Origin of the sequence: Streptomyces sp. NPDC058664 (genome assembly GCF_042716635.1) — a bacterium.
In the GTDB taxonomy this organism is placed as follows: Bacteria; Actinomycetota; Actinomycetes; order Streptomycetales; family Streptomycetaceae; genus Streptomyces.
In genome coordinates this window covers 22,376-43,015 of sequence record NZ_JBHXRW010000034.1, presented here as the reverse complement: position 1 = coordinate 43,015, position 20,640 = coordinate 22,376, and the positions used below count along the sequence as shown (strand labels likewise).

Below are 20,640 nucleotides of genomic sequence, written 5' to 3'. Positions count from 1 at the left end.
GTCCGCCGTCCGTATCCGCCATCACTCACGCAAGGAGAGACGTCATGCCCAGAGCTGCCACGACCAAGGTGACGCAGCCCGTCACGGACGACAGCATCAAGGTGCGCCAACTCAGCCACTACCAGTTCAGCTGGGTCGCCGGTGAGCCCGCTGCCCGGGGCACCCTGACCCTGCAGCTCGTACTCGACGAAGGCGCCTGGGAAGAGGTGCTGACCGTCGACGCCGACGACGCCGACATCCTCCAGGACCTCCTGCGCAGCACACCGACCGTGCACTACGACGTCAGCCGTCGGACCCTGATGTTCGGTGTCACTGCTGTCGGCGCCTGAACAAGTAACGCCCACCCGCGCAGAAGGGCTTCTGAGCCGCCGTCGGTGACGGAAGCCCGCCCGCCGTGCCGACCGGGCCCCGTCTTCCGGCGTTTCGACCGCGGTCGTCGTGAGCAGCTGCCGCGCGGCCGAGGCCGCGGTCACGACGCTCCCGGTCCCGGTCCGGTGCAGGCAGCAGGTACGTCCGGCACGGGGAAGAGGCGGCCGCCCGGGTTCTCCCGAGCAGCCGCCTCTTCTCGCCGTCTCGATCCCGTACCGCACCCGCGGCCACCTGCACTGCCGCGGACGCGGCCATGAAGTCGATCACTCCCGCCCCCGGCTCCCCGCGGACGTCCCCCAAGCCCGCCCGCCTTCTCGCAACCGCCGCACGGAGCTCCGCAGACATTCCGCCGAGGCCACCGGGCGCTCCTCCACCTCTCTCCTGGCGTGCCCCGGAACACGGACACGGCCCCCACCACGGCGGCGGCACCCGCGGCGACTCCCCACCGCCGGCGCGCGGGCGGCGCGGCTCTTCACCGTGCCGCGCGAGCAGCCCGGCGCACCGGCGATCTCTTCCTCGCTGAGCTGGTGGCAGTACCGCAGCACCGGCACCGCCCGCTGGGCGGGAGAAAGCAGCCGCAACGCCTCGCGCACGGCGATGCCGGTCGCCGTCTCGTCCTCGTGGCCCGGCGCGACCACGTCCGGCAGCCGCTCGGCCGGGATCTCCGCGTGCCGCTTCCGCCTGCGGTCCTTGATCAGCAACCACACCGTCGTGGTGCGCGTGCATGCCTCCGCGGCGTCCGGCCACCCGATCCGGTGCCACGCGCGACAGCTGCGCGGCAACACCTCCCGGGCGAGATCCCCAGCCTGTGCCCCATCTCCCGTCAGAAGCCTCGCGGTCCTCGGGACCGACGGACGGCGCGCCGCCACGAGCACCATGAACGCCTCGTCTCCAGCGCTGCGCATCCGTTCCACTTCCCCGTCGGCCCGCCGCTCGGGCCTCTCCCCCTGGCAGAGACCCCGGCCTCTCCGAAGAGTTCCCCGGTTCCGGGAGGCTCTGGCGGACCCGGTGGCGGGGCCTCGTGCCCGGCGCGTGACGCCCCGGTCGGGGCTGGACGGCCCGGTGGGCGCATGACCCGGGCCCGGCAGGTAACACGGCGTCAATGACGAACCCATACCGGGCGGGAGCGAGACCGGGTCGCTCGCTCCTGCTGCTGCCCGTGCAGACGGCCGTGGTCGCCGCGCTGGGGCTGCTGGTGACCGGGCCCCTCGCGCACCGCTGGCCGCTGTCGGCGGAGGACGGCGTCAACCGCGCCCTCGCCGTCCGCCGCACCCCTTTCGCCACCGCGCTCACCGACGGGGCGTCCCTCCTGGCCGGCACGCAGAGCATGATCGCCCTGACCCTCATGTGCACGGCCGCCCTGGTCCTGGCGCCCCGCGCGCCCCGTTGGCGGGAGGCGGCGTTCCTCGCCGTGGCGGTGGCGGCGCAGTCCACCGTCTTCCTGCTCGTCACCCTCGTCGTGAACCGTGAACGCCCTGACGTGCCCCACCTGGATCCGGCGCCGCCGACGTCCAGCTTCCCCTCGGGCCACGTCGGAGCCTCCGTCGCCCTCTTCGGGGGGCTGGCCGTCCTCGCGTCCCGGCGTCTGCGCGGTGTTCAGCGACACCTCGTGGTGGGACTGCTCCTCGCGGTCCCGCTGCTCGTGGCGGTCTCCCGGGTGTACCGCGGCATGCACCACACCTCCGACGTGGTGGCGGGGCTGCTGAACGGCGCCTGCACGCTGGCCCTCGTGGCGGCCGCTCTGCTGCCGCGCTCCCGGAAGGATGCCGCACCGCCCGCTCCGGGTCCGTCCGTCCACGGCGCGCGGCGGGCCGTGGTGGTGCGCCACCCGCGCGCGTGCGACGACGGGACCGCCACCCGGCTACGGGTCCTGCTGCGCGACCACGGTTACGCGGAACAGTGGTGGACGGAGACGACACCCGGTGATCCGTCCGGTGCCCTGGCCTCACGACTGAGCGGGACGGACGCCGATCTGGTCGTCGTCTGCGGCGGGGACGGCACCGTACGCGCCTGCGCGGACGTGGTGGCCGGGACCCGAGTCCCCCTGGCGATCGTCCCCTGCGGTACCGGGAACCTCCTCGCCCGTAATCTGCGGCTGCCGACCGAGCCCGTGGCCGCTCTGCGGGAGGCCCTCCGCGGGCAGGCCGTGGGGATCGACGTGGGACGGATACGGGGCGACGGGATGACACCGACCCGGTTCGCGGTCATGGCTGGTGCCGGGTTCGACGCCGCCATGGTCCGGGACGCCTCGGCACGGCTCAAGGAGAGCGTGGGCTGGGCCGCGTACGTGATCTCGGCCGTACGGCATCTGGGGGACGCCCGGATGCGGCTGACGATCAGGCTGGACGGGGGCGCCCCGCTGGAGCGGTGGGCCCGCATGGTCGTCATCGGCAACGTCGGGACCCTTCAGGGCGGACTGCCGCTCCTGCCGGAGGCCCGGCCCGACAGCGGGAGGCTGGAGGTCGTCCTGCTCGACCCGCGCGGGGTGACCGGCTGGCTCGCGGCCGCCGGACACCTCGTCTCGCGCGCACCGGGCGGGCGGTGGCCGAGGGCCTCCGGCGCGGGGGAACGGCCCCTCGCGCACGGCGCGCTGGAGTACTTCGGCGCGGCCCGGATCGACCTCCGCTTCGCCCTGCCCCAGCCACGCGAGCTCGACGGCGACGTCCTGCCCGCGGGCACCCGGCTGATCGCGGAGGTCGAGCCGGGGGCGCTGCGGGTGTGCCTGCCGGCTCGGGTCGGCGCTCCGGCGGGGGCCGGAGAGGAGGGAGGGGTCCATGGGCACCGCGACGCGCGTACCGCAGCGCAGTGAGGTCGGGGCCGTGGAGGCCGCGTCCGCCACCAGCGTGTACGGGCCGCTGAGCGCGTTCGTGGCGCTGCTGCTGTGGTCGTACCTCACCTCGCTCGCGCTGTTCCTGGGCCTTTCCTCGCCGCCCAGCTGGAGGCCGTACGGGCGGGGATGGCGGCGCCGGTCACCGAGGACCCCGGGGTCTGAGCCGGCAGGCCCTCCCGACTTCCCGAACGGAAAGGAACCGTACCGACCATGACCGAGCGTTCCACCCGGACCCGGCGGCACCGTCTCGGACGGCTCGTGACCGGCCACGGCGGGTCCGACACGCGGTTCGGCGTGCGGTTGGTGGTGGGCACGGCCCTCACCGCCGTGGCGGCCGTCCCGTTCTCCCTCGCGTTGGTGCTGGTGGAGTCGCACTGGGCTCCCCTGCACCGTCTCGACCAGGACGTGGCCGAGCGGCTGCACCGTTCCGCGCTCGGCAGTCCGGCCTGGGTACGGGTGCTCGACTTCCTCACGCACGTCGCGTGGGGGCCACTGACGATGCGGCTCCTGGTGGCCGGTGTGGTGGTGTGGCTCCTGTGGCGTCGAGCGTTCCGTCTCGCCGCCTGGGCGGCCGTCACCGCGACGGCCGGCGGGTTGGTGGGGCTGCTGGTCAAGAACGTGGTCGAGCGTGCTCGGCCGCACCTGCCGGATCCCGTCGCCCACGCACCCGGTTTCTCCTTCCCGTCCGGACACGCCATGGCGGCCACCACCTCCTGCGCCGTGCTGCTGCTGGTCCTGCTCCCCCTGGTCCCACGGGCCTGGCGGCCGCTGCCGTGGGTCCTGGCGGTGGTGGCGGTGCTCGGCGTGGGCTACACGCGGGTCGCGCTCGGGGTGCACTGGGTGAGTGACGTGGTCGGGGGCTGGCTGCTGGGACTGGCGGTGGTGACCGCGACCACGCTCGCCTTCGAGGCGTGGCGCGACGACATCGGCCGCTCCCGCACCACCCCCGCCGAGGGCCTGGAGCCCGAGATCGTGACGGACACCCCTGAGCCGGTGGGCCGGTCCGGCTCCCGGTGACGGGCTGTCGCCGCGGCCGGTCCTTACCGGCTGCCGGCCGGTCCGGTCGCCCGCGCAGGACGGCCCTCGCCGGCACGGCGTACGGCCCGTCCGGCCGAGGCGCTCCGCGGATCCGGGGCCTACGGGAGCCCGGACGTGGCTCGACGCCCCGGGGCCGGCCGTCCGGCGTCCGGCCCCTCCCCGACGGCCGTCTCGCCGCGCAGGCCCACGGTCGACCGACGAGTTCCACCATGAATCTCGGCCTGGAGCGATCGGTCGGTCACGTTCGCACCTCCCCGGACCGCGCGACCCGTTCACCCGACCGGACTCGGGGAGGCGTGTGGGAGGGGCGTGAGTGGAAGGCAGCCGGTTATGGCACACACACCGAAGGCAGAGCGTGGTGACACCGCGGGTCCGCCGCGAGCGGGCCGGGGGCGTGGGTCCCGACGAGCAGGCCGAGGAGCGGGCTCCGGGCCGACTCTCGGAGATGCCGAAACGGTCGTGGAAGGCGGCCCTGCGCGGCACGCCGAAGGAGTTCAAGGACGACGAGCTCACCGACCGGGCCGCCGCGCTGACGTACTACGGCGTGCCGGCCCTCTTCCCGGCTCTTCTGGTGTTCGTGTCGCTGCTCGGCGTCGCGGGCGAGTCGGCGACGCCGAGCAGGTCCTGGACACCTCCAGAAGCTCACGCCCGGCTCGGCCCGTGACGTGATCAGCGACGCGGTCCGGCAGCTCCAGGGCAACGCGGGGATCGGCTCCCTCGTGGCCGTCGTGGGTCCGGCCGTCGCGATCTGGTCGGCCTCCGGGCACGCCGCCGCGTTCATCCGTACCTCGAACGCCGTCCACGACATGCCCGAGGGCCGCCCGGTGTGGAAGGTCCTGCCCCTGCGGTCGGCGCTGACCGTCACGGTGATGGTCCTGGCCGTCGTCAGCGCCCTGATCGTCGTCTTCACGGGTGGCCCGGCCCGCCGGGCAGGTGCCGCCCTCGGTATCGGTGACAGTGCGCTGACGGTGTGGTCGATCGCGAAGTGTCCGGTCCCGGTCCTGCTCGTGACGATCATGATCGCGATCCTGTACCGGCCGGCTCCCAACGCGAAGGGCCTCGGTTTCAAGTGGGTCACCCCCGGCAGCTTCCTGGCGCTGGTGATCTGGATGCTCGCCTCGGCCGGCTTCGCGTTCTACGTCGCGAACTTCGGGTCCTCCAACAAGACCTACGACACTCTCACCGGCGTGATCATCTTCCTGATCTGGCTGTGGATCACCAACCTGGCCATCCTCCTCGGCCGGGAGTTCGACGCCGAGATGTCCCGCCGGCGCGCGGTCACCGGCGGTCGCCCCGAGAAGGAGGGGCCTATTGGAGCCCCGGGACACCCGTGAGTGGACCGACGAGGACCGCCGCCACCTGGAGTGAGCGGCGCGTGGAGCGGGGGCGGCCTGTGCGCCCGTTCGCCCCCACCCGGATGACCGGCGCTCCCGGGTGGATGAGCGGCTGCCTGCGGGGTAGGCGCGCCGTGACGGCGACGGGCACGTTCCAACCGGACGCCGCCGGTGCCGATCCGGGCCACTGACCTGCACGGCACCGCAGAGGTGACACGAGCGTCGGCCGTCGCGCCACACGGCGGGCAATCAATCAAGCGGAGAGGGTGAGGAGTGGATGAGCGCCATCGGACGACACCCGGACCACACCGAGGAATCGGTGGGAGACCTCGTTTCCCGGGCGTCACAGCAGATCTCGGAACTGGTTCGCGAAGAGATACGGCTGGGCCGGGCGGAGATGGCGCAGAAGGGGAGACGCTTCGGCATGGGCGGCGGCCTGTTCGGCGGGGCCGGTCTGGTCGGGTTCCTGGCCGCGCAGGCTCTGGTCGGCGCCCTGATCGCAGCCCTCGCCCTGCTCCTCCCGGTATGGGCTTCGGCCCTGATCGTCGCCGCCCTGCTGGCGACCGTCGCGGCGGTGATGGCCGCTGCCGGGAAGAAGCAGATCGCCAAGGCGGGTACCCCCGTGCCGGAGCAGGCCATCGACAGCGTCAAGGCCGACGTGGCCGAGATCAAGGAGGCAGCACACCGATGAGCATTCCCTCCAAGGGCGACAAGGAAGCCGCGCCCACCCCTGAGGAACTGCGCGAGCAGGTCGAGCACACCCGTGACGAACTCGGGTTGACCATGGAGGCACTGGCGGCCAAGGCCGACGTCAAGGCGCAGGCCAAGGAGAAGGCGGCCGAGTTCAAGGAGCAGGCCGCCGGGAAGGCGGCCGTCGTCACCGGACAGATCCGGGAGAAGACGGCACACGCCGTCCAGTCGATCAAGGACAAGACCCCCGATCCGGTCCTGGACAAGGCCGCCCACTCCGCGGCGCAGGTCCGCGACAGCGCGACCCGTGCCGCACACCTCGCTGCCGAGAAGGCGCCGGAGCCGGTCCGTGAGAAGGCCGAGGCGGCCGTGACCATGGCCAGGGGCAAGCGCGCTCCCCTGCTCGCCGTGGCCGCCGCGTTCGTCGTCCTCGTGCTCCTGCGTCGCGGACGGAGGCGGCGATGAAGCCGTCCAAGATCGCCTACAAGCCGGTCGGCCTGGTACTCGGCGCCGCGAGCGGGATGATCGCCAGTGCGGCCTTCAAGCAGGCGTGGAAGGTGATCGGTCACGACGACGACGCCCCGGACGCCACCGACGAGAACCGCACCTGGCGGGAAGTCCTTGTCTCCGCTGCCCTGCAGGGTGCGATCTTCGCGGTCGTCAAGGCGGCCGTCGACAGGGCGGGAGCCACCGGCGTCCGGCGCCTGACCGGCACCTGGCCCGGCTGAACCGTCCACGGGCGGCGGCGGCCTCGTCCTGGGGACCGGCGCCGCCGGACCCCTGTAGCCCGAAGCACGGGAGGAGCCCTTGGCCACACACCACGGACTGCACGCCCTCACCGCCGCCGCTCTCGCCGCCGCCGTGCTACTCGTCCGGCGGCGGGCGGCTCGCGGCACACACGACGCAGACGTCGCAGAGGCGTCCTGGTCGCGTGCGGCGTCCCCGCCGGACGGCGGAGAGTCCACCCCCGACCGAGTGGCCGAACTGCACGCTTCGTTCCTGGAACCGGCCCCGGCCCTGCGGGAGGCCGACGCCCACCTGGAGCAGTGCTGGAACAGGCTCGCGTCTCTGTACCCGCACAGCGAGGGGGAACGCCGACACGGGTAGGGACCGGATCCCGTCCTGCGGCCCGCCGTCGAGGTCCACATCGAACCGGGGCGCTCCAACCCGTCTGAACCGCCCGGAGGTTGAGCCGGGGGGGTGAGAAGGTTCACCGAGCGGTTTGCGCCACAGCTTGTCCCGGCCCCCGGTCCGGAACGGACGGTGCTGCGGCCGGGCTCTCCCGTGTCGATACCCAGACTGCCGCGCACAGGGACTCCGCGACGGCGGCCGTGTAACGGGCGGCGGTGAGCCAGTGGGTGGCGAAACCGTCGGTGTCGGCAGGGAGGAGGCGGCCGAAGAGGTCGCGATCGCGTTGGGTCGCCGAGGCGCACAGGGCGGTGAGGAGTCCGGCGGCCGTGGGGAGGCCCGCGCGGCGGATGCGGCGGGTCTCGGCGGTGACGTCGCCGAGCATGCCGAGGGCGGCACGGCCCGCCACGACCGTCTGTTCGACCCGGCGCTCCAGGAGGTACAGGGGCGAGTGCGCGCCGGATCCGTCGGACTGTGGCGGGGCGGGGTGCACGGGGGCGGCCGGGTCCGGGAGGTCGGCGCGGCGCAGGCGGTCGAGACCGAGGTCGATCGTGCCCTCGCCGGTGGGGTGCGAGCAGGCGAGGAGGGTGAGCCGGGGGTGGAGGGCGGGCATCAGGCGGCCGATGATCCTCAGTCGTGTCCCCGGCGCCGTGGCCAGCAGCATCAGGTTGTCGCGGTGGGCCAGCGCGGGGTCGTCGTCGGCGACGGCGAGCCGGACGGGGATGCCTCCCTCGCACAGCGCGAGCAGGCAGGTGCCGCCCGGCTCCTGTACGGATCCCAGGAGCTCGACGTCCAGGAAGAGCAGGTCGCTGCCGCCCCCGTCCGGGTCCGCGTAGCGGGAGGTGGACCGCAGGGCGCGGGCGGCCTGTTCGGACGGCGGCGTCTCCCAGAGGGCGGCGAGCGGCGGCTCCGTCCACGCCGCGCCCCGGGCGGTGACGGCCTTGACGCCCTTCCCGGCGCCCAGTCTGCCGTCCGGCGAGACCGTCGCCCCCGAGACCGCCAGGCCGGCCCGGCCCAGCTCCCGGTGGGTGAGCGCGCTGTCCCCCAGGCGCACGGCCCGGTCGGCCACCCCCAGGGCGCGCCCGACGCCGCCGGGCGCCACGTCACCGACCGTGCAGAGCCGGCCGTCGGCTCCGGCGACCCAGGTGCGGACGCCGCCGTGCCCCGAGTCGGTGACCACGGGTTCGGTGAACAGGCCGTACAGGCGCAGCGAGCCGTCCGGGCTGTACGGGCGGCGCGCACGGCCCCTGACGGCGGCCAGCTCCGCCCCGGACGCCGTCCCCACTCGGTGTGCGGTGCCCAGGAGTTCGGCCAGGGCCGTGACGAGGTCGGCGGTGCGGTAGGACGGGTCCCCGGCGCGGGCCGCACGCAGCAGCGTGACGACGGACAACGCGGCGCCCGCGGCACGCGGCAGGTGCCGGAGCCGGGCGGTGTGCGCGGCGCGGAGGAGGGCCGACTGGGTGACGGCACCGGCCCCGTCGACGCCGGCCTCCAGCACGGCGGCGCCCGCCGACCACAGGGCGTCGGCCGCTGCACGCTGGGCCGGGCTCGCCGTCTCGGGCGAGGAGGCTGAGTCAGGGGTGGAGTCTGTCGCGGAGGCGGGTTCGGGGAGCGCTCGGTTGGGCTGGTCGGCGGGCTCCGGCACCGGTTCCGCCGTGGGGGCGGCGCAGGCGGCGGCCGTGCGGTGGACGCAGGCCGGGGCGAGGAGGCAGCCGCAGGTGATGGCGTCCGCCGTCGCCACCACGCCGCCCGGGGCGTGCAGGCGCAACTCGGTCTCGTCGTCGACCTCGATCGTCACCGTGTCCCCGTCGCGGCGCGCCGGGCGGGCGCCGAGCTTGGTGACCGCCGCGTCCAGCCGCTTGCGCAGCCGGGGCGAGAGGTCCTCCACCAGCGTGGCCGTGACTTCCGGCGCGACGGGCGGCAACTGGGCGGCGGTCATGCGGTCTTCTCCCCTATCCAGCGGGCCAGTTCGAGTGGGCTGAGGGCCGCCACGGGCATGCCGGCGGCCACGAGCTGCCCGGCGACGCCCGTCGAGTAGCGGGGTCGGCCGGCGTCGTCGAGACTCGCGCACCCGAGGACGTGGCAGCCGGTGGTCACCAGGGCCCGTACCTCGGCCAGCAGTCCGCCGAGCGGCGCGCCCTCCTCGAAGTCGCTGATGACGACGACGAGGGTGCGGGTGGGCACCGTGATCAGGCTGCGGGCGTGCCGCAGCCCGGCGGCGATGTGTGTGCCGCCGCCCACGCTCACCTCAAGGAGGAGGGAGAGGGGATCGTGCACATGGCCGGTGAGGTCGACGACCTCCGTGGAGAAGGCGAGGAAATGGGTGCTCAGGGTCGGCACCCCGGCGAGTACGGAGGCGGTCAGCGCGGACCAGATCGTGGACGCCTCCATGGATCCGGATACGTCGGTGACCAGGATCAGACGCCAGTCGGCCGACCGGCGGGCGCGGCTGCGGAACACCGGCTTCTCGGGGATCACCCGGACCGTTCCGTCGGCCGTCCGGCGGGCGGTGGCCAGGTTGGCGCGCAGTGTGCGCGGCAGGTCCAGCCGGCCGCCGGGGCGGCGGGTGGGCCGGGCCAGCATCGTGCCGGTGAGGGCCGGCCGCAGCCGGGTGGCGAGCTGCCGGGTCAGTTCGTCGACCAGGTGGCGGACCAGGGGCCGGAGTGCCGCGAGGCGGGTTTCGGGGAGGCCGCCGGCGTACCGCAGGACCGTTCGGAGCAGTTCCACGGAAGGGGTGGCGGCCGCCGGGTCGAGTTCGGCGAGGACGTCCTGCCGGCCGGTCACGGCCGCGGCGGCGAGGACCTCCTCGCGGATGCCGGGGCCGAACAGCGCGGCCAGTTCCTCGGACCACTCGCGGACACCGGGGAACGACGGTTCCCGGCCGCCGCGCGGTCCGGAGCCGGGCAGGCCGCCGCGGGACCCCTCGCCGCGTCCCGCGCCGTAGAGCTCGTCCAGAGCCGTCGCCAGGCGGTCGGCACCGGACGGCAGTCGGTCGGGACGCCGTCCGAGCACGAGCCGCCACCGGTCGGCGGGCGCGAGGGTCCGCGCGGAGGTGGCCTCGACCGAGGGTGTGGCGGCGGGGTGTGCTGCGGCGGGGTGGCCGGACGGCGGTGGGAACCGGTCGTCGTGCACGGGTGGCGGGACGGGCAGGCCGAGGCCGGTCAGGAGCTCGCGGGCCGCGAGGTCGGCGGCCGTCCGGCGGGCCAGCTCGGTCGGGTCGTCCGCGTCGAGGGTGTCCACCCGTTCGCCCAGCCGCTCCTCGACGGTGTCCAGGAGCCGGTCCCGGGCGGCCGGGCTCAGGGTGTCGAAGCCACCGCGCAGGGCCGGCAGCCGGGCCAGGAACGCGGTGTCGTCCAGCTCGACGACCCGGCGCAGCAACGGGTCCAGGGCGCCGGCGCCGACGGTCAGGAGCGGACCCGCCACCGTCAGGACGCCGGTGAGGCGGGCGGTGAGCGCGGCCCGGGAGGTGCTGTCCACGGCTCCGTCCACCCAGGAGGCGACGCGGACCCCGAAGGCCTCGGCCTCTTCGTGGCCCGTGAGCACCCTGACCGCTCCGGCGGCCGCGGCGATCAGCGGGGTGCCGTCGGCGGCCAGCCGGGCGAGGGCGTCGGTGAGCCGGATGCCGCCCACCCGGTCGGCGCGCTGGGCCAGTTCGAGCAGCGCCCGGGCGTCCTCGGGCTCCTCGGAGCCGGTCAGGCCGTCGATCTGGCGGACCGCGGCCGAGGTCAGGAGTTCGGCCGCGCGCGCGGTGCGGGCGGCACGGGCGGAGACGGTGGCGGTGACGTCCGGGGTTTCGGGGACCGAGGGGTCGCCGGACGGGGCCAGGCCCGGCAGGTGGCCGGCGTCGATGCGGTCCAGCAGGTCGAGCCCGGCGAGGAGTTCGGGAAGGGTGCCGCTCGCGGGGAGTACGGCCGCCAGTTCCGTCAGCCGTTCGTCGGCCAGGGCGGGGAGCCCGCATTCGGCGGCCTCCGTGAGGCCCCGGACGACCTGGGCGGCCGTCGGGCCGCCCTCCGCGCGCTCGGCCGCGTGCCGCTGCCGCAGCACGCCCTCGGCCGCCTGGGCCGGGGTGACGCCGCGGGCCCCGGCCGCGGTGAGCATCGCGGCCGTTGCCGGGGTCCACCGCACCTGCCAGCGCGTCGTGAGCCCTTCCGTGCCCGCCGCGCCGGTCACCCCCTGCTCCTGCGCGTAAGGGATGCCGCACACCGTCAGCCTGCGCAGCAGCAGTTCGCGGCGCCGGTCCAGGGTGGAGCGCGCGGGGTCGAGCCGGAGGTCGCGCGGTGTCTTCTCGTGCGCGTCCTCCGGGCCGGGGAGGGAGAGCGCCGCGGTCTCGGCCTCGACGGCCGGGCCCAGTCCGCTGCGCGGAGCGGCGGGCGCGGGCCGTCCTGTGCGGGCTCCGACGAGTACGCGTTCGAGGGCCCGGGCGACTGCGCGGCCCGTGCCGTAGGTCTCGCCGCGCCCCAGCACCGTCTGTACGGCCTCCAGGAGTTCACCGCGGCCGGGGGCGGGCAGGTCGCGCAGGCGGGCCAGGTCACCGGCCACCCGGACGACCTCCCGGCCGTCCGCCGGGCCGTAGGGGTGGCCCTGTTCACGCAGGGCGGCGCAGACGCGGACCGCGGTGCGGATCAGCGCCTCGTGCAGCGCGGCCGGGTCTCCGGCGGCGTCCAGGACGGTGTGCTGCCACTCCGGGTCCCGGATGCCGGCCGGGTAGCCGGACCGTGAGTCGAGCAGCGGGTAGGTGTACGGGACCAGGGAGACCGTGCACGCCGTCGTCCCGGCAGCGCCGTTCATCTGGCCGTCCGCGGCCGGCTCGGGCGCGGCGGCGGACGCGTCCGGCGCGTCCGGCGGGGGGTCTCCGGCGGCTCCGGCGGCGGACGCCAGCAGCGCCGGGGTGTGGAAGGCTCCCACCACCACGGCGGGCCGCCGTCCGCTCGCCAGGGCCTCGGTGACATGTCTCCGCATGCATGCCTCGCGCACCAGGTCCGCACCGTGCACCCCGCCCTCTGCCTCGGCCTCGTACCGCAGCGCCCAGCCGGTGAGCAGGGCGGCGCGGCGGAGCGCCTCGGGTGTCGAACCGGGCGCGGGGGCCTCCACCAGCCGGTCCCACAGGTCGTCGCCGTCCCGGCCGGTGAGCCGGGACCGGAGCGCGGCGGACAGCCCGTGCCCCTCCCCCCGCACGGGCGCGGAGTCGGCGCCCGGGGCGGGGGTGGGGGCGGGGACGGGGGCGTCCGGACCGCCTCCCGCCCACGCCCGGTCGGCCAGCGGCAGATCGCAGGCCACGGCCGGGACCCCGTTTCGTGCCGCCCAGCGCAGGGCGACCAGTTCGGGCGAGAAGTCCGCGAAAGGATAGAAGGCGGGCCCCCGTTCGCCTGCCGAGCCGGTCCCGGGCCCGTCGGCGGGTACGGCGGCCAGCGCCACCGGCGCCTCGGTCTCCTCGTGGGCGAGCCAGCCCAGCCAGGGCTGGAACTCGGCGGGCAGTTCGACGAGGAGGACATCGGGGGCCGCCGCGTCCAGCAGTGCCGGGAGGGCGGCCGCGAGCGAGGGCGCGTGGTGGCGCACCCCGATCAGGAACGGCAGCCCGGGTCCGGTCGCCGCGAGGGCCTCCACCGCGGCTTCCGGGGTGGCGGGCCCGGCCGCCGGGCCCTGCGCCGGGGAAGCGCCCGGCGCACCGGCGGTGGGCGACACCTCGACGGTGGACCGCGTCTCCGGGGTGGACCGCGTCTCGGCGGTGGACCGGGGCTCCGGAATGGACCGGGGCTCGGGGGTGGTCGACTCGCTCATCCGTCAGTTCTCCAGCACCGCGCGCAGGTCCCACAGGGCACGCCAGGTGGCCGACCCCTGCTCCGCGCGCCTGCGCACCGGACCGTCCCAGTACCCCAGCAGCCGTGCCGCGTCGGCGGGGTCGTCCTTGCGGACGACGCCGAGCAGATGGCCGGGCAGGAGGGAGAGCACGTCCCGGTCGCCGGGGAAGTAGGCGGCGGCCAGGCCCAGGGAACCCGCGACGGAGACGGCCTCCGCCGTGCTCATCACCGTGGAGGGGCGCTCGACCTCCCAGCCCTCCACGGAGCGACCCTCGCGCAGGTCCCGGAAGGCGGTGACGAGGGCTTCGAGGACCGCGTCGTCCACCTGGTAGGCGGCGCCCGCGCGCTCGACGGCCGCCCGCGAGTGGCGCCGGACGAGCGCGGTCTCGGCGTCCACGTCCCCGATGGGGCCCACGGTCTCGAAGTTGAAGCGCCGCTTCAGCGCGGCGGACATCTCCGAGACGCCCTTGTCCCGCAGGTTGGCGGTGGCGATGAGGGTGAACCCGGGGGCCGCGTGCACCTGGGCGCCCTCGCCGCCCGCGAGTTCGGGGACCGCGATCCGCCGCTCGGAGAGCAGTGACACGAGGGCGTCCTGGACCTCCGGCAGGCAGCGGGTGACCTCCTCGACGCGGGCGACGGCCCCCCGGGTCATGGCGGTGAGCACCGGGGAGGGCACCAGGGCCTGCTCGGTGGGGCCCTGGGCGAGCAGCAGCGCGTAGTTCCAGCCGTACTTGAGCTGGTCCTCGGTGGTGCCCGCGGTGCCCTGCACGGTGAGCGCGCTGGTCCCGCAGACGGCCGCCGACAGCAGCTCGGAGAGCATGGACTTGGCGGTGCCGGGTTCGCCCACGAGGAGGAGTCCGCGCTCTCCGGCGAGGGTGACCACGCACCGTTCGACCAGGGCGCGTTCGCCGACGAACTTCTCCTCGATCACCAGGCGGCGCGGTACCCCGGCTCCGGGCCGGGCGTCCTTCGGCAGGCTCAGTGCCTCGCCCGCGCTGCCCATCACGAAGGTGACGACGGCGCGCGGGGTGAGCAGCCAGCCGGGCGGGCGGGGCCCGGAGTCGTGGGCGGCGAGGAAGGCCAGCTCGGTGGCGTACCTGTCCTCGGGTGGCGTGACCTGGCGGTGCTCACGGCCGGGCGCCGTCGCCTGGTCCGGGACGCCGCCCGTGGTGGTGCTGTCCTTGGTGGTCGTGGTGTCGCTCGTCATCGGCGGCGGCCCTTCCGGGTTGCGCGGGTGTCCAGTTCTTCGAAGGCGGGGGCGTCGCCGCCGCGGACCCGTGCCCAGGCGGCTGCGAACAGCGCGGGCACGGGGATGTGGGGCAGGGTCCGGGTGGACCCGGTCACGGGGTACAGGCGTTCCTTCCAGGTCTCCAGCGGCAGTCCGGGGGCGCCGCGTTCGAGCCAGCCGCAGGGGAGGAACAGGGTGCGGCCGGCGCGGGAGCGCTTCGCCTCCACGACGAGGTCGGTGGCGGCAAGTTCCGTCCGGGCCTTCTTGACCCGTGCCGGCTTCCACTCGGTCCAGCGGACGCAGTTGCGGTCCGTCGGGTCGGGCAGGGCGAGCAGCATCAGGTACAGAGCGGCGGCGTCCTCGCTCAGGCCGAGGACGCCGGCGGCCTCGGCCACCAGGTCCGGCACCGCACGCGTCGGGTCCTGGGCCGGGTGGTGCGGGGAGCCGTCGGGGGCGCCCGCCGAGGCCAAAGCCTCGGTCTCCTCGCCCAGCAGTGCGCGCAGGGCGAGCAGATCGCCGCTGCCGTGATGGCCGACCGTGCCCTCGACGAGACCGAACGCCGGGTCGTCGGGACCCGTCAGGCCGGCCGGGCGGATCAGCACCTTCTCGTTGCTGCCGTGGCCGGGGGCGAGGAGCAGCGCCGTGCCGGCCCGGACCAGACCGTCGGCCTCGGCGCCGCCGGACTCGGGGAGCCCGTGGGCGGCGCGGATCACGGGGCCGACCGAACCCCCCGACTCGGTCCACTCCAGACCGAGGTCCAGTACCAGGTCCGGGTCGGCGAGGCGGCCGCGCAGGGCCGCGAGCCCGACGGGCAGGTGCGCTCGCAGGAGGTGCCCGTACGGCAGCGTGTAGGCGAGGGTGCGCAGGGCGGTCAGGACAGAGAAGACCGCACCACGTGCGTTCACCCGGCGCAGGCCCGGGCGACCGGTGCCGTCCTGGACATCGGTGCCGTGGGCGAGCCAGGTCCGGGAGTCCGTGTTGAGGATCAGGTCGACGGCACTCGAGGTGGTGCCCGACAGGTCGAGGTCCAGTTCCTCGGGGACGCGGACGAGGGAGGCCAGGCGCTCCTGCCAGACCTCGGCGGCGGCCCGGACGTCGGGGCCCGTGGACCACAGCTCGGCCGGGTCCGCGGGCAGCAGTGCCCGGAGCAGGGCGTGCCGGTCGTCGCGGGGCAGGGCGTTCAGCCTGTCATGGGCCGCCTCGAAGGCACGTGTCTTCACCCCGAGCAGCTCGAGCGCCTCGGCGCCGGGCTCCGCGACGGCGGCCGACAGCAGGGCGGTGGACTGGAGGGGGCCGATTCCGGTGGCCGTGTGGAACGCCTCGGCGGCCTCCGGACGCCAGGGTGCCGGGCCCTGTTCCCGTACCAGGGTGGTGAGCCGGGTGAGCCGGTCACGGGCGATGCCCTGCCGGTACACGTGCTCGCGGTCCAGGGCGAAGCCGGGCACGGGACCGAAGGCGCCGGTCGGGTCGTGGTCCAGGGCGAGCCAGCGTGCCGCGTCGTTCCGGGAGTTCCGGCCTCGGTCGGCAACGATCACGACCGTGCGGGCGCCCCTGCGCAGCACCTGGCCGAGGCGGTGCACGACCTCGTGGCGCCCCTGTCCGGGTGTCCCGCCGTCGAACGGCTCGACGAGCTCCATCCGCCGGACCGTGCCCGCCGGGTCGGCCAGCGGGCCTGCGGCGAGGGTGTCAAGGAGCACGAGGAGCCCGGTGCGGTGCTCGGGGGAAGTGGTCGCCGAGGCGGCCCGGTAGGCCAGTTCGGGCAGCTTGTCGAGGAGGGAGGTCCAGGCCTGGGAGTCGCCGGGCACGGTGTACTCGTCCCGCTGCCAGCCGTCCGTGGGGGTGAAGGGGACCTTGGACGGCACGGGCGGGCCGAACGCCGGCTCGCCGCAGAGGACGTGGTTGACGGCGAGGATCTGCCGGATCGTGGTCCACCGGCTGCCGGCTCCCCACCAGCCGCCGTGCATCCGCTCGGAGCCCCAGGCGGAGGCGTCCCGCAGGGTCGTGTCGTCGCCGTGCTCGGGCGCGTGATCGAAGAACATGCCCTGGGTGCGCGCGGTGTTCCGGGGAGTGGCCGGCTGCGCGGGCTCGGGCGGTTCCAGGTACCGGGCGGCCGCGGCGGCGCGGTCCACCGCGTTCCGGACGAGCGCGGTGACGCCCGCGAGGAGCCGTGCGTCGGAAACCTCGGGCAGCACCCGGGCGACGGCCTCCTGGCTCAGCTCCCGCGACGAGGGCCCGGTGTACTCCTTGACGGCCCGGAACGCCTCCAGGTGCCGGGCGACCGCGGCGGCGACCTCCTTGAACAGCTCCCCCGCCCGGGAGTCCGTCAGGTTCCGCAGGGCGGTGGAGCCCCGCTCGTCCCTCGGGCGCAGGGCGTGCCAGTAGGCGACGGGAGGCACGTAGGGGGTGCCCGCCGCGTCGTTCCCACCGGAGGAGCCGGGGGTGACGGACCACAGAACGCCACCGGTGCCGTCCGTGTCCACCGGGTGCGCTTGGACGGAGCGGTAGTTCAGGGCCGTGACCGGTCGTGACCCGCCGGGCAGGGTGAGGGCGCCGAGCGGCACCGGGGAGCCGCCGCCGGGCAGCGGGTGCGGCAGGGTCACCGTGTGGCCGTCGGGGGCGCCGGCGACGATCCGGTGTCCGTCGGCGGGGGCGGCCGTGCCGGGCTCGGAGACCGTGCGGCGGACCCAGCGGCCGAGGACCGTGCCGTCCGTGCCGAACGGGGTGGTCTCCAGGCCGGGCTGGAGGGGCAGCACCTGGCAGTGCTCGGTGAGCAGCCGGGTGCCGTCCCGCACCCCGGAGCGGAGGAAGGCGGGGAGGGACGCGCGGCCGTGGGTGCCGTCGGCCGGGTCGTACTCCAGCCACACCCGCCGCGTGCCCTGGTGGCCTTCCCGCCAGTGACCGGTGCCGTCGGAGATGACGGCGCGCTGGGGCGGGAGGGAGGTGTCGCCCGCGTGCAGGGCCTTGCCGCCGGTGGTGCGGCCGCCGCCGGGCAGCGGCAGGCAGACCTCGTTCGAGGGGGTGGAGTCGCCCCAGCAGGGGATCTGCTCGCCGCCGACGGTGAACACCTCGGCGGGGCGGTGCGACCAGTAGCCGCGCTGCTTGCCGTCCTCCCACCAGATGACCAGCAGCTCGCCGTCGACGTATCGGAAGGCGGGCGCCCGCCAGCGGTCGACGGTGGCGGGCAGCCGCATGGTGTGCCGCAGCAGAACGCCTTCCGGGCCGACGACGACGGCCCGTTCGAGAGTGTTCAGGATCAGCGCGGGCCAGGCGCCGGTGACACCGACGCTCTCCGACCGGTGGCCCCGCTGACGCGTGGCGGCGGTCTCGACCGCCAGTTCGGCGTAGGTCTCGTCGAGCGCGGGCCAGCCCAGTTCGTCGAGGACGCCGGTGCGCAGCGTGGAAGCGAGCAGCGGCACGACATCGTGGCCCTTGAGGAGTCGCACGGCCTCCGGGGCGACGTCCGCGACCACGGTGCGGAACGCCGAGAGCCTGTTGAGGGCGGTGTGCAGCCCGGGGAGCCCTCGCGCGGCCGTGTACTCCTCGGCGCGGGCGGTCAGCCACTCCCGCAGGACACCGGAGAGCACCGGGTGCGCCGCCAGCTTCGCCATGCCGGCGTCGCTCAGCCGCTGGCCGTGTCCGCCGCCGAGGTCGCCGACGTTCCGGCTCAGGAGGGCACGGAAGACCGGCCGTTCGGCGACGGCGGTGAGATCCCGCGCGCCGGGCGCGGTGTCGGTGAGCCACGGGCCGACCGGGACACCGGAGGGCTGCGCGCTGTCCGTGTCCTGGTCGTCCGGCTCGGCGACGGGGACGCCGGAGGCCAGGCAGAGGTCGAGGAGGTCCAGGTCGGCGGTGCGCTGCCAGCGGCCCTGGAACAGCTCGACGGGGCGCCCGTCGGCGCGCAGCCGGTCCGCCATCCGGGCGGCCAGGTCGAGGGTCTGTGGGCTGCGGCCCGAGGTGGCCCGGTTGCGCCGGCGGTGTGCCTCCCAGCGGGCGAGCCAGTCAGCCGGGGAGACGACGGACGGGTCGGCGGCGGAGCCGGAAGGGGGGTTGCCGGGGGCGTCCGGGAAGGCGGTCAGCAGGTCCTCGGCGCCGGACTCGGCCAGCAACGCGAGCCAGCCGGGCTCGCCGTCCGTGTCCTGGTCGCCCTCGCTGAAGGTCTCCGGGAAGAAGCCGAGGAGCCGGGCCCGCACGGCGGCATCCCGTCGGGCGAGGGCGATGAGCGCGGAGCGGTAGGTCGCCCAGAACGAGGCGGGGGCGCGGACGACTCCCGGGGAGCCGATCAGATCGGCCACCAGCTCGCGTTCGGCGGCCTCGCGGTCCAGCCCGGCGGCCTTGACCAGCGCGCGCACGTCCTGCGGCAGCGCCGCGTACGGCGGCATGCCGGCCGCGCAGCGCTCGACCAGCAGGCGGCGGAACTGCGCCCAGGCGTCCGCCGGTGCGAGCCGGGCCACCAGGTCCCGCACGTACTGCCGCAGTGCCTTGACGGTCAGCGCGCCGGCGAAGGCGAACTCCAGGAAGACGGCCCGCTGCCGGTCCTCGTCCACGACCAGCCCGTGCACCCGCTCGGCCTCGCGGGCCTTGCCGAAGAAGGAGGCGGCGTAGGTGGTGTTCTCGGCCTGGAGGAAGAGGCGTGCCACCTGCTCGTAGTAGGTGGGGAGGAAGTGGGGCACGGCCCGGCCGAGTCGGGTGCCGAGTGCGTCGAAGCCCTCCTTGGCCGCTCCGGCGCGGGTCCTGGCCTGTCGGCCCAGCCGCTCGATGTCTTTGACCAGGGCCAGGGCGTGGTGCCCGTTGGCCGGGTCGTTGACCAGCGCCCAGGCCGGGAAGCCCAGCGTCTCGCGGCGCACCTGGCCCACGACGGGGGCCTCGGCGGTCCGGGCCAGCCCGAGGAACTCCAGGGCCAGGTCCTCGGCTTCGCCGAGAGTGCCGGGTACGAGCCGGACCACGGGGCGGTCGCCGAGGGCGGTGTGCGTGTAGGTGCGGGCGGTCAGCGCGTCGGCGTCGTCCCGGTCGGTGGTGCCGACCGGGAGGATCGCGCCCGCGTCCAGCAGGGCCGCCGCGCGGACCTCGGCGGCGGGGGTGGAGGTGCCCTCGCCCCCGGCCTGGGTCTGGGCCTGGGCGGGAAGGAACGCCTCGCCCGCTGCCGTCGTGTCCGCGTCGGTGTTCATGTTGGTGTTCGCGTTGGTGTTCGTCGTCGTGGTGCTCATGCCGCCCGCTCCTCGTCCTCCACGTCGCGACCGGCGTAGAGCGCCGCCGCCATGCGCATGCCCTCAGACCACGCGACGGGGCCGACCTCTGCGGCCGTCAGCGCGCGCCCCGCAGGGTCGGTCCAGCCCAGGGGGCCCGTCTCCGTGCCGTACTCGTCGTATCCCTCGTGCTCGCCGATCCAGATGCGCGCCTCGGCGGTGGCACCGTCCTCGACGACCGGGCAGACCGCGTATCCGCCGCGCGACCGGTACCCGAGCTGGGTGACGCGGCCGTGCAGGAACCGCAGTTCCTTGAACACACCGCCGGCGTAGGTGTCCACGGAGGTGGTGTCCGGGGCGAGGCCCGGCGGGCGGCGCCACACCTCACGGAACAACTGCTCCACGCTCTGGCGCACCCCCAGTTCGACCGCGAACTCCCGCAGCTCGTCGAGCTCGTCGAGGAGGACGGGGTGAGGCACGCTGACGACGTCCGGGGTGATGCGGACCGTGTCGCCGTCCAGGTCGACGAGGCCGAGACCGCGGTCGGGGTCGACATCGCGCAGGAACCCGGCGACCCCACCGTCCGCGCCGGTGACCACCACGTCCCGCAGGACCGCCTGCCACGCCGGGTCGGGCCAGACCCGGGCGAGCACGGCCGTGGGGACGGGCAACGAACGCACCATCCACTGCTCGACGTCGGTCAGGCACTGGCGCTCGTGCCGCTCCAGCCACTCGGTCAACTGCCGGAGACCGACGACCGCCGGGTCGTCCTTCAATCGGGTCGGAACGGACTTCAGCCGTCGGCCCTTCCCGTTGCGGCAGACCACCTTGCCCGCCTCCAGGGCGACTTCGTAGTCGCCCGCCGGAACCCACCCCATGCGCTGTTCTCCCCGTCGTTCCGGACGGCCGCCGAACCGGCGGCACGCTGATGAAACCCGTCGACGGCAACGCACCGTGACGAGTGGAAGAGACTCTAGGCGTCCCCAGTGACAATGGGCTCGGCCACCTCCACCTCGCCTTACGGATCGCCCCCCGGAAGACA

General features: G+C 75.1%; 13 protein-coding genes and 1 pseudogene. 8 read left to right on the top strand and 6 right to left on the bottom strand.

Going from position 1 to position 20,640, the window contains the following annotated elements; all coding sequences use genetic code 11:
- Nucleotides 1-44 precede the first annotated feature (44 nt).
- Nucleotides 45-329, top strand: coding sequence for a hypothetical protein (locus ACFWUY_RS25730; RefSeq protein WP_384113692.1), 285 nt, complete (start codon nt 45-47; stop codon nt 327-329).
- 303 nt (nt 330-632) lie between these two features.
- Here the strand turns inward: ACFWUY_RS25730 and ACFWUY_RS25725 are convergent, their stop codons facing one another.
- Nucleotides 633-1,070 (bottom strand): sigma factor-like helix-turn-helix DNA-binding protein, encoded by a 438-nt coding sequence (locus tag ACFWUY_RS25725; RefSeq protein ID WP_384113689.1) that lies wholly within the window; start codon nt 1,068-1,070, stop codon nt 633-635.
- 401 nt (nt 1,071-1,471) lie between these two features.
- Between ACFWUY_RS25725 and ACFWUY_RS25720 the strand changes: the two genes are divergently transcribed.
- From ACFWUY_RS25720 to ACFWUY_RS25690, 7 genes and pseudogenes are all read left to right on the top strand, one after another.
- Nucleotides 1,472-3,178: a diacylglycerol kinase family protein gene (locus ACFWUY_RS25720; RefSeq protein WP_384113686.1), complete on the top strand. Its 1,707-nt coding sequence runs from the start codon at nt 1,472-1,474 to the stop codon at nt 3,176-3,178.
- Between the two features lie 231 nt (nt 3,179-3,409).
- Nucleotides 3,410-4,216, top strand: a complete 807-nt coding sequence (locus tag ACFWUY_RS25715; RefSeq protein WP_384113683.1) for a phosphatase PAP2 family protein — start codon at nt 3,410-3,412, stop codon at nt 4,214-4,216.
- Between the two features lie 466 nt (nt 4,217-4,682).
- Nucleotides 4,683-5,605, top strand: a pseudogene (locus ACFWUY_RS25710) (YihY/virulence factor BrkB family protein).
- Between the two features lie 243 nt (nt 5,606-5,848).
- Complete coding sequence (locus tag ACFWUY_RS25705) at nt 5,849-6,262, top strand: phage holin family protein (protein ID WP_384113680.1); 414 nt, start codon at nt 5,849-5,851, stop codon at nt 6,260-6,262.
- Complete coding sequence (locus ACFWUY_RS25700; protein WP_384113677.1) at nt 6,259-6,726, top strand: DUF3618 domain-containing protein; 468 nt, start codon at nt 6,259-6,261, stop codon at nt 6,724-6,726. Before ACFWUY_RS25705 ends, ACFWUY_RS25700 begins: the two co-directional genes overlap by 4 nt.
- Nucleotides 6,723-6,989, top strand: coding sequence for a DUF4235 domain-containing protein (locus ACFWUY_RS25695; protein ID WP_384113674.1), 267 nt, complete (start codon nt 6,723-6,725; stop codon nt 6,987-6,989). The genes ACFWUY_RS25700 and ACFWUY_RS25695 overlap by 4 nt, the downstream gene beginning before the upstream one ends.
- Nucleotides 6,990-7,068: 79 nt before the next feature.
- On the top strand, nt 7,069-7,368 hold the full coding sequence (locus ACFWUY_RS25690) for a hypothetical protein (RefSeq protein WP_384113671.1): 300 nt from the start codon (nt 7,069-7,071) through the stop codon (nt 7,366-7,368).
- 103 nt (nt 7,369-7,471) lie between these two features.
- Here ACFWUY_RS25690 and ACFWUY_RS25685 read toward each other — a convergent pair whose 3' ends face one another.
- Genes ACFWUY_RS25685 through ACFWUY_RS25665 form a run of 5 tightly spaced genes read right to left on the bottom strand, consistent with a single transcriptional unit; the run spans nt 7,472 to nt 20,476 of the window.
- On the bottom strand, nt 7,472-9,328 hold the full coding sequence (locus tag ACFWUY_RS25685; RefSeq protein ID WP_384113668.1) for a hypothetical protein: 1,857 nt from the start codon (nt 9,326-9,328) through the stop codon (nt 7,472-7,474).
- Nucleotides 9,325-13,167 carry a DUF5682 family protein gene (locus ACFWUY_RS25680; protein ID WP_384113665.1) on the bottom strand — a complete coding sequence of 1,281 codons (3,843 nt, stop codon included), beginning with the start codon at nt 13,165-13,167 and terminating at the stop codon, nt 9,325-9,327. Before ACFWUY_RS25680 ends, ACFWUY_RS25685 begins: the two co-directional genes overlap by 4 nt.
- Nucleotides 13,168-13,170: 3 nt before the next feature.
- Nucleotides 13,171-14,394: an AAA family ATPase gene (locus tag ACFWUY_RS25675; RefSeq protein WP_384113662.1), complete on the bottom strand. Its 1,224-nt coding sequence runs from the start codon at nt 14,392-14,394 to the stop codon at nt 13,171-13,173.
- Nucleotides 14,391-19,619 (bottom strand): hypothetical protein, encoded by a 5,229-nt coding sequence (locus ACFWUY_RS25670; RefSeq protein ID WP_384113659.1) that lies wholly within the window; start codon nt 19,617-19,619, stop codon nt 14,391-14,393. The genes ACFWUY_RS25675 and ACFWUY_RS25670 overlap by 4 nt, the downstream gene beginning before the upstream one ends.
- On the bottom strand, nt 19,616-20,476 hold the full coding sequence (locus ACFWUY_RS25665; RefSeq protein ID WP_384113656.1) for a DUF4132 domain-containing protein: 861 nt from the start codon (nt 20,474-20,476) through the stop codon (nt 19,616-19,618). Before ACFWUY_RS25665 ends, ACFWUY_RS25670 begins: the two co-directional genes overlap by 4 nt.
- Nucleotides 20,477-20,640 lie beyond the last annotated feature (164 nt).